We start from the raw sequence: 13,933 nt of genomic DNA on the forward strand, positions 1-13,933 counted from the left end.
AAAAAATCCCCCCTCATCTTCGATAATTTACCTTATTTATCCTTTGATTGCACCTGATGTAATCCCTTGAATAAACTGCTTTTGCATCAATACATAGACCAGAATAACGGGTATGACCATAATGGACATTGCCGCCATAAGCAGCTCATATTGTGTGGTATATTGCCCCACGAACACCGATAACCCCATTTGAATAGGCATTAATTTATTGTTAGAGAACATAACCAACGCAAGTAAAAACTCATTCCAGACGGAAAGCATATTCAGGATGACAATGGTTGCAATGGCCGGCCGGGCAAGTGGGATCATAATTTTATAATAAATTTGAAAGCTTCTAGCCCCATCGATAATGGCCGATTCTTCAATTTCTTTGGGCAATTCATCAAAGAAGGATTTGAGAATAAAAATCGAGATCGGTAAACTTATCGCTATTAAAGGCAACATATATCCCAATCGCGTATTCGCAAGTCCTAGGTTACTAACGACAATAAATAAGGAAATAAAGGCTCCTGGAACAGGAATCATCATAGTCCCCATAAAAACGAAATAAATCGGCTTTTTTCCTACCATTTCCAATCTGGATATCGCATAGGCTGCAAGCGAAGCAATTAGAACTACACCAACAACGACAACCGTTGTATAAAACAAGCTGTTTAGAACATAGAGTTTAAACCCGCCATAATTCCAAGCTTCAATATAATTTTTAAAGTTAAAGGCATTACGAGGAATAAGGCTTGCATTCGTATAGATTTCATTCTTTTCTTTTAATGACGTTGATAACATCCAGATGATCGGAAATAAAGAAATAACCGACCAGACCAATAGTAAAAGGTGGATGATCATTTTCGCTCCCACGCTTTGTTTATTCGTTTGCGCAGCTCTGATTTCCATTGCATTCACTCCGATCCTCATCGATTATTCTTTTCTTTGCGATAGCTTGAGCTGGATGTATGAAATAATAAAAAGCATAGCTCCAAATATGACTGAAAATGCGCTGGCCAAGCCAAAATTGGAGTTTTTAAAAGCTTCTCTATAAATTCGAATAGCGGGCACTTCCGTTGTATAGCCCGGACCTCCTAATGTCATGGCAAAGACTTGGTTGAAAATTTCCATCGCTCCAAGAATAGTTAGGATATTAACCATCGTATACACCCTTCTTAATGAAGGGATGGTAATATGTATCAGCTTCTGTAATCTGCTTGCACCATCTAAATCTGCTGCCTCATACAAATCCTTGGGCACACCCTGTAATCCAGCTAAAAATAAGATAAACGAACCGCCGACCCCCTGCCACATGGAAGTGACCGATACTGCGGTAAGCGCTGTTCCGGTTTCTGCAATCCAGCTATGCGTCCAGCTTTCCAGACCAATAGAAGTTAATAGACTATTCAGAAGCCCTGTCGGTTCATAAATCCATTTCCATACATAACCCACAACAATGCCTGACAAGATAGGCGGGATATAAAAAAGTACGCGATAGATCTTATTGCCTCGTATGCCAGAATGAACAGCTACGGATAAGAGCAAAGCAATTGAATTCATGAAGACAAGCGCCATCCCTGCAAAAAACAACCCATTACCAATCGCATGCCACCACACAGGATCTGTGATTGCGTTAATGTAATTCGTAAATCCAATATAATTTACGTTGGGATTGACACCATTTGCATCGGTAAAGCTATACTGAAAGGTCCGAAACAGCGGAAATAATGAGAATAATAAAAACAAAGCAACCGCAGGAGCCACGTAAAAAAGGTTCGCCCATTTCGTCATTGCTCTGTTGTTTGTGATTGGATTACGCATGGTGCATGGTACCCTCCTTTTCGTGAGCATCCATTTACTTTATAAATAGGCAAGGCTTAAGTCGATTCCCTTAAGCCTTGCATACAATCCTATTTATTTAACTGCTGCCTTACCTTTTTTCGTTGCATCTTCCATTTGCTTCACAACTTTCTCCGGTGTTGATTGCCCTAATACAATTAGCTGAATCCCTTTCTGCATGACAGTCTCCGTATCGCCTAGAAAACCAATCGGCGAATCATAGACACTTGTCATTCCTTGTGCAAAGTGGACTAATGCATCAGGAAGATTACCGCCTGCAGCTGTAGCTTCTTTGTTAGCAGGCAGATTGAAGCTGCTTGCTGAATACTTCTGCTGCTGCTCTTTGGCCAATAGAAACTTCATGAATTTCAAGGTTTCTTCTTTGTGTTTCGTTCCTTGGCTTACCACGAGAGGTACTCCGACACCACCAGGAATTTTAATGTCACCTACAGCGCCATCTAGTTTAGGTGGCAAGAAAGCATCATAATTTTTGAATGCAGCATTGGTTTGATTGAAAGCACCGATAGCCCATGATCCATCAAATATCATCGCAACTTGACCATTAGCAAACAATTGCTCTGCTTTTGGCAGATCCATGGTCGAAATACCAGGTGCAAACGCTTTATGCTTGGCTAAATCGGCATAGATGCCAAGTACTTTTTCCCAAGCGGAGCCGACCATTGGCTCTAATCCTTGCTTTGTTGCTTTTAATTTTTCTTCACCAAGCAGCGCATACATAAATGGCTCTGTCATGGATGTACCCACCCATGATCCAAGTCCGGTGGCAAATGGTGCGATACCTTGCGCATTCAGCTTATCTACAGCGGCTAAGAATTCAGTCCATGTTTTTGGAGGTGCGGTGATTCCAGCTTTAGCAAATAAGTCTTTATTGTACATAAACTGCATATTATTCGTATCCATCGGAAGTGCATATGTACCAAAATCTTTCACTTTATACGTATTACCTTCTTTATAGGAATACGTTTTAAGAATATTTTCTGGAAATTTACCTACTATGTCCGTTGATTCTTTACCTAACTCCATGACGCTTTTCGTTTCGATAAATTTAGCCAGATCACCAGGTCCACCAGCCAATGTTAAAATATCAGGTAATGAATTCGTTTGAGCAGCTGCAATGGTTTTCTCTTTAAAACCGTCTCCACCAAACAATTGGATATCGACCTGAATACCGGTTTGAGCCGTGAACTCCTTCGACATCTCTGTCAATATATCCTTGCGATCCGTTAAATAATGCCAGAACACGATTTTAACTGGATCTTTCTTTACTTCTGGGGTTGCGGTTGCTGCTGCTGTTGCCACCGGTGCTTGTGTAGAAGCAACTTCTTTGGTAGGTTCGACTTTCGAGCTACATCCTGCAAGCAGTGTAGTAGCCATCAAACCAACAAGCGTAAGAGATCCCCATTTCAATTCTTTACCAGTGAATACATTCATGGACTTAGCCCTCCATATTCTTAGTAGGTAATATTGCGGTGCTCATACTTTTGTTGCAGCTTGCGGTTGTGCTCATCCCCGCCATCAACGTTTGCACTGATATACACTGGCGGTATAATTTCTTCTTGTACATATTCAGCTATAATCTCGACAGTAAGCGCTTGGGCGATAAAAATCCCAACTACCGTGGAAGCAGAACCTGTTTTTTCGCTAATTCCAGGAATCTCGAGAAGAACATCTCCATAAGGGCAGCAGTTATCAATAACAATGTCGGCTAATTCAAACAGTTTTTTACCGCTTGGATGACGACTATCCGAATGAGTGGAATGCAATAATGAAGTGACCGCTATTACGGAGAGACCTCTTCGCTTACTTTCTATAGCGAGCTCATTGGGAGCACCGTTACGCCCTGAATTAGAGACGATGATAATCGAATCTTCTTTTCTAACATCATGCAAATCCAATAAATCATGTGCCGTTTTCGGTTCCCGTTCTAAATCTACAAGGTTAATTCCTATTCGATTATCGATTCGTGAGATATCTTCAAGCCCTATTAGATTTAAAGGCACCAAACCGCCTGCACGACCGCACATTTCCATACCAAAGGTACGTGAATGGCCTGCACCAAATACATGGATCACGCCGCCATCCAACAAGCTTTTACTAAGAAGCTTAGAGGCTTTCTGCAGGGGCTCCATCTGTGTGCTTCTAAATGTTTGAACGATGTCTAGAATCGTATCGATGACTAAATTTGCGCCGATAGTCATGTCATTCCTCCAATTTATCTAGTAATTTTTGTTTCATCCCTACACTTTCTGCTGCTATGATCAACGTACCCAATAGCGGTGAAAAAACCGGCTTGGTGATCCTATACGCAGGAAATCTCTTATGAATCGTTTGTTCAAAAGCTGGAATTACCCAAGCTTCAGAACTAAATACCCCACCGGTTGGATAAATCTTACTCACACTCGAGATATTAGCTCGTTCTAAACTTTCTATGACCGAAATAGCTAGCTCACCGAGATCCACACCTGCCTTATGCAGAATATGCTGCGATACCGTATCTCCTTGTGTTGCAGCCTCGTTCACGATAACTGCCAAATTGGCAATATCATTACGTTTGATTTGATCCCCATGCAGCATCGTTTTTATATCCCAATAATTACTTCGCTCAAAATGGTCTAATAGTTGTTGATACAATACCGTGAACGCTCCTCTATTTTCCCAGCAGCGTATACCGGCTTGGAGAGCATCAAGACCAATCCTGTAAGCGCTTCCTTCATCTCCGAGAATATGTCCAAATCCACCAGCTGTATAATCAATTGCGTTATGAGCGTAATAGGCAATACTCCCCCCTCCTGCAATGACGAGAATGCCGTCATTTTCACCAGCAGAAGCACCGCTTATATTCGCAATTACATCGCCTACTATAATAAATGAACGAACCTCCATACAGGCAGAAACCCAACTTTTGATCAGCTCCGTATGTTCTACTCGCAAGCCGCTAATGCTTATTACAGCTACGTCTACGTGAACGTCACGGTTCAATTTATCTAGCAAGGATTGAATAGATTCTTGTATTCCTTTTCTAGCAATTTCTTGTCCGTCTGTTGTTAACATATGGTCGATGGGGAGACCCTTTTCAATAACAATTTCACGGGTATTGAGATCAAAAAAGCAGACTTTTGTTGAGGTTTGCCCTCCATCTATACCAAGAAACATCATCAAGAATCATCTCCAACATTATTGGATCGCACGCACAAACCTAGCTGCTATTTCCCATGGTGCTGTTATTGCTGTTCCTATCACTATACAATGTGCACCTTGATTCAAGGCTTCTTTCACTTCATGAGGCTGTGAAAATCGGCCTTCTCCAACAACTGGAACTCGAACCGTTCGTTTCAAGTTTTCAATTAATGCTAAATTAGGTCCTTCTGTCTTCTCTGTATAGGAAGTGTAACCAGACATGGTTGTACCCACAAGGTCTGCTCCAAACCGTTCGGCACGAACAGCCTCCTCTACATTAGAAATGTCAGCCATAACGGGTACCTTTAATTTAGTTTTGATCTCTTGAATCAGCCGCTCTAGCTCACTTTCATCTGGTCGACCTTGATTGGTTGCGTCAATAGCGATGATGTCAGCCCCCGCTTCTACCAATGCTCTAGCACTTTCAAAATCTGGTGTAATAATTTTAATGCCTCGTTTGTCAGGCAGCTTATGTATACCAATCATGGGCAGCTTAACTGTTTTTTTTATTTCCTGAATATCTTCTGGGCTGTTTGCCCGAATCCCTCCTGCCCCTGCCATTTGAGCACTTTCCGCCATAGCTCTCATATAATGAGGTCCATAAAACGGGGTATCTACCCATGCTTGACATGAAACGATTAGACGTCCTTTAATTTGTTCAATCAATGTGCTTCCCTCCAAGTATCAAAACAGTTTATCTAAAATGGATTCAGTCGTTTTCGAGGGCTCCAAACTATTGCCTTTTTCAGACATGTATAGGGAAATGCTGATGGCAATCAATTCAATTAAGAATAAGATAGAAGCCTTACTTTTTAAATCATTCTCACGCACCGAAATTCCTTTACCTAAACAAACTAGGCGAATATCAGAAACTTCTGTTATTGGAGAACGGCCATGTCCTGTAATGCAGATTGTTAATGCACCACTGGATCTCGCCTTTTTCAAAGCAAGAACTACATCTTTCGTGCTACCCATTTGGGATATGCCAATTGCCACATCATCACTAGTTAGATGAGCTGCACTAATTAATTGCAAATGTACATCCATATGTGCATCCACCGATAAGCCTAACCCTATTAACTTCATCTTAAGTAGCTCAGCGATTGGGCCCGATTCACCTAAACCGTAAATAATTATTTTGTGAGCCTGCATCATTTTTACGATTGCTTTTTGCAATTCCTCAAGATCAATAATCTTTAACGTTTCTTGGATATTGTTGATATTGATGTGAGCAAGTCTTTGTGGAAGATTCATCTTGCCATCGGTGGCTTCATTCCGAATACCACTATCCATATCCCTTGCCAACTTAATTTTTAATTCCTGATAGCCTCTTAATCCAATTGACCTGCAAAAACGGGTAACCGTCGATTGTGCAACGCCAAGTTCATCAGCTATTTGAGTCACTGAGTAATACATCACTTTCTCTGGATATTTCATGACAAACTCACCAATTCTTTGTTCTGTAACAGACAAGTGCGCATAGGAGCTGTTTAGCTTAGAATTTATAGTTTGATCCAAATCTGGCATATGGACATCTTGTAATTTCTCCACAATAATTTCCCTAAACTCCTCTCTCTAATGTGCCTTATGAGTTGATTATAATCGCGAATATTTGAATTGTAAATAATTATTTTATCGATATTTTATGATTTGCAATAATTATTTTTTCGACAAATGACAGAGGATATTGATGGATACTGTTGTGAAATCGATTCGTTTTCGCAATTTGCCAATTCATTGTATACTTATGATATTGGTCGAGTTAAGCTGATTATCATAGTTCAAAGGAGAACCCTGCATGCGATTAGAAAATAACACAAACGAAGATGCTAGCGAATTTACCATTAAATCTAAGCTGAACAGTTCCTATGCTCACCTTTCTTCAACAGAGCAGAGAATCGCTGCCTTTGTCATGGAGTTCCCCAGCAAAGTCATCTATTCCTCCGTTACACAAGTCGCAGACGAACTTGAGGTGGCACAGTCGACGATCACTCGTTTTTGCAAATCTATTGGCTTAAGGGGTTATCAAGAACTAAAAATCAAACTTGCCAGAGACATGGATAGTGGGATAAGACCCGATACGAATGAGGGCAAAATGAACCTTCCACAAAGGCTTGCCCATATAAGCATAAGCAATCTACAGGAAACGCTGAAAGTACTCGATTTAGAAGAGCTGCAGAATTCCGTTATAAAGATTATGCAAGCCAGAAAAATTATCATCTTCGGACTAGGCGAATCTGGTCCCCTAGCTGTTTTATTAAAAATGAAACTACTCGGCATGGGATTTATGGCTGATGCACATATCGATGTTCACCTCCAACTGATTAGCGCTGCGCATTTAAATACAAAAGATGTCGCAATTGGCATTTCCCAGATTGGTAGCACCACTGACGTTGTTGAGGCATTAAAAAAAGCTCGATCCAGTGGAGCTCATACGATTTGTATCACCGGTCATGGCCGATCACCGATCACCGAGGTAGCCGATACTCGTCTTGTCTGTTTAAGTAAGGATGTTTCTGTTTTTGAGAACGACTTAAAAAGTAAAGTCTCCATTCTCTATATCATTGAATTAATAACTATAAGCCTTACGCTATATTTATCTGAAAATAGTTCAGGAGCGGATGCTTGGAAAACCACGGAATCTATCCTTAATAAGTTATATTAAAAAAAGAAGAAGAAAAGTGATATTCCATAATTAATTAGAAAACGGAGCCCGCAAACCCGCGGTGCTCCGTTTTTTTGTTTCATAAATGATTAGATTCTAAACTAGCCATCGGCTAAAATGAGTATTTGTTGCAGAATTCGATAGAAAAAATATGTTAACTTTTTAACCGGGCATGCATAAATATACATGAATTCCAAACCAATAAAACTATAAGCTACAACGTCTCCGTACTGAGCGTAAATCCTTCGATAATGACGTCTTCGTCAACCTCGATCAAGATACATCGTTTTCCGTGATAATTCACCTGTCTCACGAACTTTAAATCTTGCGGACTGACTGTAATCGTAGCTACTTTTGTATCAATCTTAATCGATTTCGAAGTGAACTTCGGAATGACGCTGCTCGCTTTAATTTCATAGTTTTTGTCGTCGACGATTGTTTGAAACGCTCGTTCCACCTTTTCCTTCGTCACGTCCTCCACGCCGCTCACCGTCAGCATACGTTCCACATCTTTATAATCCAGCTTCGGGGGCTCTTCCTCCTCATTGGACTCGATGATCCGATGAATTTCCTCGTACACATGTGCGATCGTAGCGGCATCAAGTTGTTCGCCTGCCACTTCCTTCACGATGTCATCAAAAATGGCTCTCTCTTCCAGCGCCGTCACGGTCTTCTCGGCATTTAAGACTTGCTCGATGAAATGCAGATTCGGTTCATTCGCTTTCCCCGCGCAATACAAAATGCGATTCATGTTAGAATAGTTGTCCGTCACGCTAGGATAGAAAAAACCTTGCTCCGGTAAGTTCAATTTGATGATCGGATCTACGAAGAAATTATACTTAAATTCCCTCTCAACATAATCAAACATGAGCGTTTTCCGCTGTTGTTCCGTGGAATTCACGCTGCACAAAATGAACAGATTCGCGAACATTTCATCCTTTTCACTCACCTCGGCTTCTTCGTTCCTCGCCTTGGTTGGTCGGGAATATTGTCCGCGGACGAAAGTAATCACCGTATCCTGTTCGTAGTTAGTATCCACCAACATTTTCTCTACTAACAAGAGCATCAGATCTTGCCATTCTTCCGAATCACCCGTCACCAAACCTTGATGGAGAAGCACCTGTGTAGGTTGCTCCGCTTCCTCCTGAAACTTTAACTCGAACATCTTCTGATCTAATTCGCCGGTCAACAGTTTTTTGAAATTGGCCATATATAATTCCTGCTTCTCCCTGTCCAATAAGACGAACGGTTGACGCTCGTAATGGTAGATCTCGTTGCTTTGCTTCATGATATACACATTTAAAATCTCGGAAATAGTCAGCATTTCGTGATCCAATTTAAATTGCTTGCGAATATGTGCGATTTCTTTCTTAATCATGATCCGTCAGTCAACTCCTAAGAAGTTTTATTTCCGAACACTTTCTGTATGTTAGTTCATAAATATAGATTTCTCAACAATTTTGAGGATTTATCTAAAAAAAATAATAAAAAGAAGAGAAGAGTGTGAATTGTAACTTGAAATGTCGTTTATTAAGTTAATTCTTAAATATGTCGGTTTTAAAATGCAAAACCACACAAAAACGAACTCATGTTCTTTTTTTCTATTATAACAAATGTTATAACATCAAACTATTTATTTTGGAAATAAAAAAATCTCCGGATTGGCGATTTCGTCTGTAAATCAATCTAATTATTAAACTAAAAAAAGAGACCTCAAGAAGAGGACTCTTTCATCGCATTGGAATGAAAAATCAAATGTTCTTTAATATGCTCTCGCCAATAATCCCAGGTATGAGCACCTAGATGCTCTTCGTATAAATGAGGAATATCCAACCCTGCCAACCGTTCATGCAACTGCCTATTCATTTGAATATAACGATCTTCTACACCGCAATCAAATTTAAGCTTAGGAAGGTCCTTAGAGGGAGGAATGGACATGGTTAAGGGGGATACCTCCTCCGTTCGATTCCCATCTGCTTGAAAAATGTGCGAGTAATCTTCGGAACCAATCAGTTCGCCAAGCTCGATAACATGGAAAAATCCGCTTAAGCTGGATGCAGAGGCAAATTGCTCCGAATGAGACATAGCCATCCGAATAGATGCATATCCGCCCATCGACAACCCGCTGATCGCCCTTGTTGTTCTGCTTCCGCCTACATTCCACTTCTCTTCAATATGCGGAATCAATTCTTCCAACAAATAATCTTCATAACGATGTGGTCCTCCGCTATCCCAATTCAAATACCCAGTTCCGATGGTTGTCAATCCATCCGACGGCATAAGAACCGCCATCGGCTCCAGTTCCTTCTCATCAAGCAAATCTTGCATCGTTTGCATGACGTGACCTTGTTCCGTCCAATCAATCTCGGAACCATGTACCCCATGCAGTAAAATCAATAAGGGCAGTCGACCGACTGGACGCGGTTCTGGCATTAAGAGTCGGTAGACACGACGTGAGCCTAACGATTCAGATTGAATGATATCGGAATATAATCGCAGCTTCATTGATTTAATTCCTGCAAGGTAAAATTGGCATCTTTCATCGAACGGAGCACAATCTCATGTGTGACACAGTTATCGTCCATTTGAATGACGGAGACAATGGCGCTTGCCACATCGTCAGGTGTCAAATATTTCTCAACAGGAGATTTTTGCTCGCGCGCGATATCCCAGAAACCCGTATTGACACCCCCAGGGTAAATACCTGAAACTCGAATGTTAAATTGCGCAGCTTCCTCTTGAAGTGCTTGCGTAAATCCTCGAACAGCGAATTTCGTACCACAATAGACGGATTCCGTAGGCACTCCAGTTAATCCCGCTGTTGAAATGATATTGATAATATGGCCTGCACGTTGCTCTTGCATACTACGAAGCGCATACTTGCAGCCAAGAATTGTGCCTTTATAATTAACGTCCATCATCCAGTCGATATCAGCTTCCGTATATTCGGTGATCAGCTTATGTCTGGCGACACCTGCATTATTAATCCAAACGGCAATTGGACCTAGTTGAGCCTCAGTCTTCTCCGTCAATGCTGCAATATCGGACTCTGAACGCACATCCGCCTTCACCCCGCTAACACGATCGGAAGCAAGCAATGCTACAGCTTCATCTAATGCTTTCTCATCCGCATCGGTCAGCATTACCTTCGCTCCTGCAGCATGAAGCTGTTTTGCTAAAGAGAAGCCAATCCCTCTGGCAGCGCCTGTGACCACACATACTTTATCCTGTAAATTCATTAGGCAATCACCCCTCCGCGAGTTCTTTCTCTTCCTGCACGAATTTCCGCAAGAAAATCTGGCCACCATTCTTTCTGCTCAGATCTCTGGCTCAATCTAACTTTCTCTGCTAGGTTCCGATTCATGACGCTTTCCGCTTGCTGTTTAAGTTCCCCCATATCTTTGAATTCAGGAACTAACCATTTCCTGCCGATTTGCGCATGCAAGACCTCATCCGCCCAGTCGTAATCCTGAAACGTTTTGGCAAGATCGTTATCCGATTCTTTGGCGACCGCCCATTCAAAATGTTTCCCGGTATCTTTCGGCATTAACCCCTGCTCAATGTACCAAAGAACAAGATGCGCTTCTAGTGGCGTTGCTGTATTGTTCAATGCCATTGTTGTTAAAAATTCTACTGGGTACTTGTAAAACTCAACAGCATCCTGGTATAGCCCTACTTCACCCATCATCGAATGCCTAGCCTCGTCCCATAATTGTCTACTTAAGTCTTGATAGTATTCCCATGGCTTCCCAGTCGTTTTATAAATAATGGGACCCATCCACTCGGGTACGTCCATCTCACGGAGACGTTTAAAGAGGAGTGCATACGTTCTTTCGTCAGCAGGACGATTTTCATCAAAATAATAGTGATCGAAATTAGCTGTTGAATTATAGCTATCTGTAAATCTCGCATCACGACGAGGCTCCACTTTCATTTCAAATGGCTGCCCATCTGATCGTGGAACTGATAATTGCCAATCTGCTGGCTTCGTCAAATCTCCAGAAATGCCTCCAGCAGCATATAGGAAGGACTCGAGATGCATTTGCCACTTTAATGCGGCCTGCTGATCTTCTTCCGTACGGATCAGTGCTTGAATAGCCGCTTCTCCCCATGGAACCATCTCTTCCTCTTCCACTAAAATCAACTTCAAGGCACGACAGGTTGGCTGATCAACTAGCGGATTAGTTTCCAATATATGTTTTTTCAAGGAACGTACCAAATCCCGTTTAGCTACACGATAAATGCCCACCAGTAGCTCCAACGTAGTTTCTGCGCGTATCACTTCGCCAAAGAATGCCTCGAGCTGCGCATCGGGAACTTTATCCAAATGCAAAGGCGGTTCCCTCATCTCGGTAACCCTTTTCCGAAGTGCGGCACTATGCTCAGCATCAAGCCAAATGTGCAATCCGAAAGCACCCTTCACTTCCCACTCTGGGGTATTGGAAATATGTGCTGCAAAAATTTTAGTCAATTGCGATTCGGAATACAGATATCTTCTTAGTAAATTCACGTTATGATCGATGTCATAGCCGACCTTGCAAGCGTCTTCATAACTGCAAACACCTGCAAGAGGGATCAACCCTAAATTGTTATTATTTACTCTAGTCAACGTTAATCCTCCATTTCTTAACTTCAAGAATTATCTTAATTATAAAGGAATCATGCTGAAAAGGCATTGTGAAACCTTACTGATTTCTTGTAAAATCTTCTTATACTCACTAGCAAAAAGGAGATCCTATCATGAAACATACATTCCTTGATCTGATCAAAGAACAACCAATCGTTCCCTATATCCGAGAATCTGACTATGCTATCAGGCAGCCTGGGTGGACCGTCCCAAACCGGAAACTACTCGATTACTTACTGATCTATATACAGGAAGGCATCTGCGAATTTGAAATCGACGGTGTAATCTATGAATGTGTGGAGGGCGATTTTTGTCTCATTCAACCTGATGTATTGTGTTCTTTAAAAGGAATTACTCGTACGATTACACCGTTTGCACATTTCGATCTTTTTTTTCAGGCACAGCGGGAGCATAGTTTCGCTACGAAGCCAGGACTGATTGATCTAACTGAATACCAGCATCTTTTACAGCCGCGTCTGAACGACTTTGCGAATATCTCGATTCCTGTTAAGTTTCGACTCCAGCACATTTCCAGCTATAAAGAATCCTTGTTAAAAATGATTGGACTTTGGCAAAACGGCGATGTCATCAGCCAGCTGGAAGCTAATCATTTGCTCGAGGAATTGATCATCGGACTTCTGAAACAATTTAGTGATCTTCAGCAAGATGACCACTCGCACAAACCACAATCCTTGAACTGGATTACATCGTACTTCTCTATTCATCTTTCCGAGCCGTTATCGCTTCAAGACATGGCGAAGCGAGCGCGACTGTCTCCGTCGCGCTTTTCCGCACTTTTCAAAAACAAATTCGGTGTTTCCCCGCATCAATATTTTTTGCATTTAAGGATCCAGCATGCCCAGGAACTGCTCAAGCAAGGCGATTACACGATGGAGGATATCACACAGTTTTGCGGCTTCACCGATGTGCCTCATTTCACGAATACATTTAAGAAAATAACGAGGATGACGCCAGGCCAATTCAGGAAAAAGCAATCTACTTGAATAACAATTCACGGACCCCTTTTGCCGTCACGGCCAGACTGCCTTCAGGAATCGGATGAATGCTATCCGGTACCCATTGATGAAACTGTTCCGGATTGTGCTGTAAAATCGCATTCCATTGTTCATAAAGATCGATCAAAGGCAAATTCCGTTCCTTGGCAACCAAACGGTATACATCGTAGTAATCATTAAAAACAGGTCTTGAATCCAGCGAAACTCCTACTGGAGGATTCATGGTCATCAGTACGATTTCACAGACAGAATTAATTTCAAGAATTTGGTTAATCATAGATTCCAAACGGGTTCTGCATTGATCAATAGTCGTTTCATACGGCAAATAAGCGTCGTTAATGGCAAATTCGATAAAAACCATATCGGGCTTATGAGCGAGCACCTTTTCCGACAAGTTGTCGATCGCCCATTGTGACCACATGGCGGCTTTCGCGCTGTTGATGACTGTAGCAAGTCCAGGATAACGTTCCTGTAGCTGAGCATTCATATCCTCCACCCAGGCTGCTCCATCGGTCAAGCTAGTTCCATAAGTAACGATACACTGGCTTTTGCCAGCTTCAAGATTAGCAATCGTCTTCAAAGCATGCATGTATAAAACTCCTTTGT

14 protein-coding genes are annotated in these 13,933 nt (G+C 41.7%); 2 read left to right on the forward strand and 12 right to left on the reverse strand.

Going from position 1 to position 13,933, the window contains the following annotated elements; all coding sequences use genetic code 11:
- Window positions 1-36 precede the first annotated feature (36 nt).
- The 7 genes from AC58QC_RS01345 to AC58QC_RS01375 all read right to left on the reverse strand — a co-directional run bounded on the left by AC58QC_RS01345 (window position 37) and on the right by AC58QC_RS01375 (window position 6,570).
- Complete coding sequence (locus AC58QC_RS01345; protein WP_497413413.1) at window positions 37-891, reverse strand: carbohydrate ABC transporter permease; 855 nt, start codon at window positions 889-891, stop codon at window positions 37-39.
- Window positions 892-915: 24 nt separating this feature from the next.
- Complete coding sequence (locus AC58QC_RS01350; RefSeq protein WP_497413414.1) at window positions 916-1,803, reverse strand: carbohydrate ABC transporter permease; 888 nt, start codon at window positions 1,801-1,803, stop codon at window positions 916-918.
- 93 nt (window positions 1,804-1,896) lie between these two features.
- A complete protein-coding gene (locus tag AC58QC_RS01355) occupies window positions 1,897-3,273 on the reverse strand; it encodes an ABC transporter substrate-binding protein (protein WP_497413415.1) in 1,377 nt (458 codons plus the stop codon).
- Between the two features lie 20 nt (window positions 3,274-3,293).
- The gene (locus tag AC58QC_RS01360) at window positions 3,294-4,040 is read right to left on the reverse strand and encodes a sugar isomerase domain-containing protein (protein WP_497413416.1); all 747 of its coding nucleotides are present in this window, start codon (window positions 4,038-4,040) and stop codon (window positions 3,294-3,296) included.
- 1 nt (window position 4,041) lies between these two features.
- Window positions 4,042-4,998: a BadF/BadG/BcrA/BcrD ATPase family protein gene (locus tag AC58QC_RS01365; RefSeq protein WP_497414050.1), complete on the reverse strand. Its 957-nt coding sequence runs from the start codon at window positions 4,996-4,998 to the stop codon at window positions 4,042-4,044.
- An 18-nt stretch (window positions 4,999-5,016) separates the two neighbouring features.
- The gene (locus tag AC58QC_RS01370; protein ID WP_497413417.1) at window positions 5,017-5,685 is read right to left on the reverse strand and encodes an N-acetylmannosamine-6-phosphate 2-epimerase; all 669 of its coding nucleotides are present in this window, start codon (window positions 5,683-5,685) and stop codon (window positions 5,017-5,019) included.
- 18 nt (window positions 5,686-5,703) lie between these two features.
- The gene (locus AC58QC_RS01375) at window positions 5,704-6,570 is read right to left on the reverse strand and encodes a MurR/RpiR family transcriptional regulator (RefSeq protein WP_497413418.1); all 867 of its coding nucleotides are present in this window, start codon (window positions 6,568-6,570) and stop codon (window positions 5,704-5,706) included.
- Window positions 6,571-6,817: 247 nt separating this feature from the next.
- Between AC58QC_RS01375 and AC58QC_RS01380 the strand changes: the two genes are divergently transcribed.
- Window positions 6,818-7,684, forward strand: coding sequence for a MurR/RpiR family transcriptional regulator (locus tag AC58QC_RS01380; protein WP_497413419.1), 867 nt, complete (start codon window positions 6,818-6,820; stop codon window positions 7,682-7,684).
- Window positions 7,685-7,898: 214 nt separating this feature from the next.
- Here AC58QC_RS01380 and AC58QC_RS01385 read toward each other — a convergent pair whose 3' ends face one another.
- The 4 genes from AC58QC_RS01385 to AC58QC_RS01400 all read right to left on the reverse strand — a co-directional run bounded on the left by AC58QC_RS01385 (window position 7,899) and on the right by AC58QC_RS01400 (window position 12,293).
- Window positions 7,899-9,062 (reverse strand): DUF4317 domain-containing protein, encoded by a 1,164-nt coding sequence (locus AC58QC_RS01385; protein WP_497413420.1) that lies wholly within the window; start codon window positions 9,060-9,062, stop codon window positions 7,899-7,901.
- Window positions 9,063-9,397: 335 nt separating this feature from the next.
- Entirely contained in the window at window positions 9,398-10,189 is a 792-nt protein-coding gene (locus tag AC58QC_RS01390) for an alpha/beta hydrolase (RefSeq protein ID WP_497413421.1), read from the reverse strand.
- Window positions 10,186-10,923: an SDR family oxidoreductase gene (locus AC58QC_RS01395; protein ID WP_497413422.1), complete on the reverse strand. Its 738-nt coding sequence runs from the start codon at window positions 10,921-10,923 to the stop codon at window positions 10,186-10,188. Before AC58QC_RS01395 ends, AC58QC_RS01390 begins: the two co-directional genes overlap by 4 nt.
- Window positions 10,923-12,293 (reverse strand): hypothetical protein, encoded by a 1,371-nt coding sequence (locus AC58QC_RS01400; protein ID WP_497413423.1) that lies wholly within the window; start codon window positions 12,291-12,293, stop codon window positions 10,923-10,925. Before AC58QC_RS01400 ends, AC58QC_RS01395 begins: the two co-directional genes overlap by 1 nt.
- Window positions 12,294-12,424: 131 nt before the next feature.
- Here AC58QC_RS01400 and AC58QC_RS01405 point away from each other — a divergent pair, with 131 nt between their 5' ends.
- Window positions 12,425-13,315 carry a helix-turn-helix domain-containing protein gene (locus AC58QC_RS01405; protein ID WP_497413424.1) on the forward strand — a complete coding sequence of 297 codons (891 nt, stop codon included), beginning with the start codon at window positions 12,425-12,427 and terminating at the stop codon, window positions 13,313-13,315.
- On the opposite strand, the gene AC58QC_RS01410 is transcribed toward AC58QC_RS01405, so the two are convergent.
- Entirely contained in the window at window positions 13,308-13,916 is a 609-nt protein-coding gene (locus tag AC58QC_RS01410) for an SGNH/GDSL hydrolase family protein (RefSeq protein ID WP_497413425.1), read from the reverse strand. The genes AC58QC_RS01405 and AC58QC_RS01410 overlap by 8 nt on opposite strands.
- Window positions 13,917-13,933 lie beyond the last annotated feature (17 nt).

Source organism: Paenibacillus sp. J22P51, assembly GCF_059692215.1.

Excerpts from the sequence above, each read along its gene's own strand:
- AC58QC_RS01345 (WP_497413413.1), bottom strand. The coding sequence starts at position 891 with ATGGAAATCAGAGCTGCGCAAACGAATAAACAAAGCGTGGGAGCGAAA.
- AC58QC_RS01350 (WP_497413414.1), bottom strand. The coding sequence starts at position 1,803 with ATGCGTAATCCAATCACAAACAACAGAGCAATGACGAAATGGGCGAAC.
- AC58QC_RS01355 (WP_497413415.1), bottom strand. The coding sequence starts at position 3,273 with ATGAATGTATTCACTGGTAAAGAATTGAAATGGGGATCTCTTACGCTT.
- AC58QC_RS01360 (WP_497413416.1), bottom strand. The coding sequence starts at position 4,040 with ATGACTATCGGCGCAAATTTAGTCATCGATACGATTCTAGACATCGTT.
- AC58QC_RS01365 (WP_497414050.1), bottom strand. The coding sequence starts at position 4,998 with ATGATGTTTCTTGGTATAGATGGAGGGCAAACCTCAACAAAAGTCTGC.
- AC58QC_RS01380 (WP_497413419.1), top strand. The coding sequence starts at position 6,818 with ATGCGATTAGAAAATAACACAAACGAAGATGCTAGCGAATTTACCATT.
- AC58QC_RS01385 (WP_497413420.1), bottom strand. The coding sequence starts at position 9,062 with ATGATTAAGAAAGAAATCGCACATATTCGCAAGCAATTTAAATTGGAT.
- AC58QC_RS01390 (WP_497413421.1), bottom strand. The coding sequence starts at position 10,189 with ATGAAGCTGCGATTATATTCCGATATCATTCAATCTGAATCGTTAGGC.
- AC58QC_RS01395 (WP_497413422.1), bottom strand. The coding sequence starts at position 10,923 with ATGAATTTACAGGATAAAGTATGTGTGGTCACAGGCGCTGCCAGAGGG.
- AC58QC_RS01405 (WP_497413424.1), top strand. The coding sequence starts at position 12,425 with ATGAAACATACATTCCTTGATCTGATCAAAGAACAACCAATCGTTCCC.
- AC58QC_RS01410 (WP_497413425.1), bottom strand. The coding sequence starts at position 13,916 with ATGCATGCTTTGAAGACGATTGCTAATCTTGAAGCTGGCAAAAGCCAG.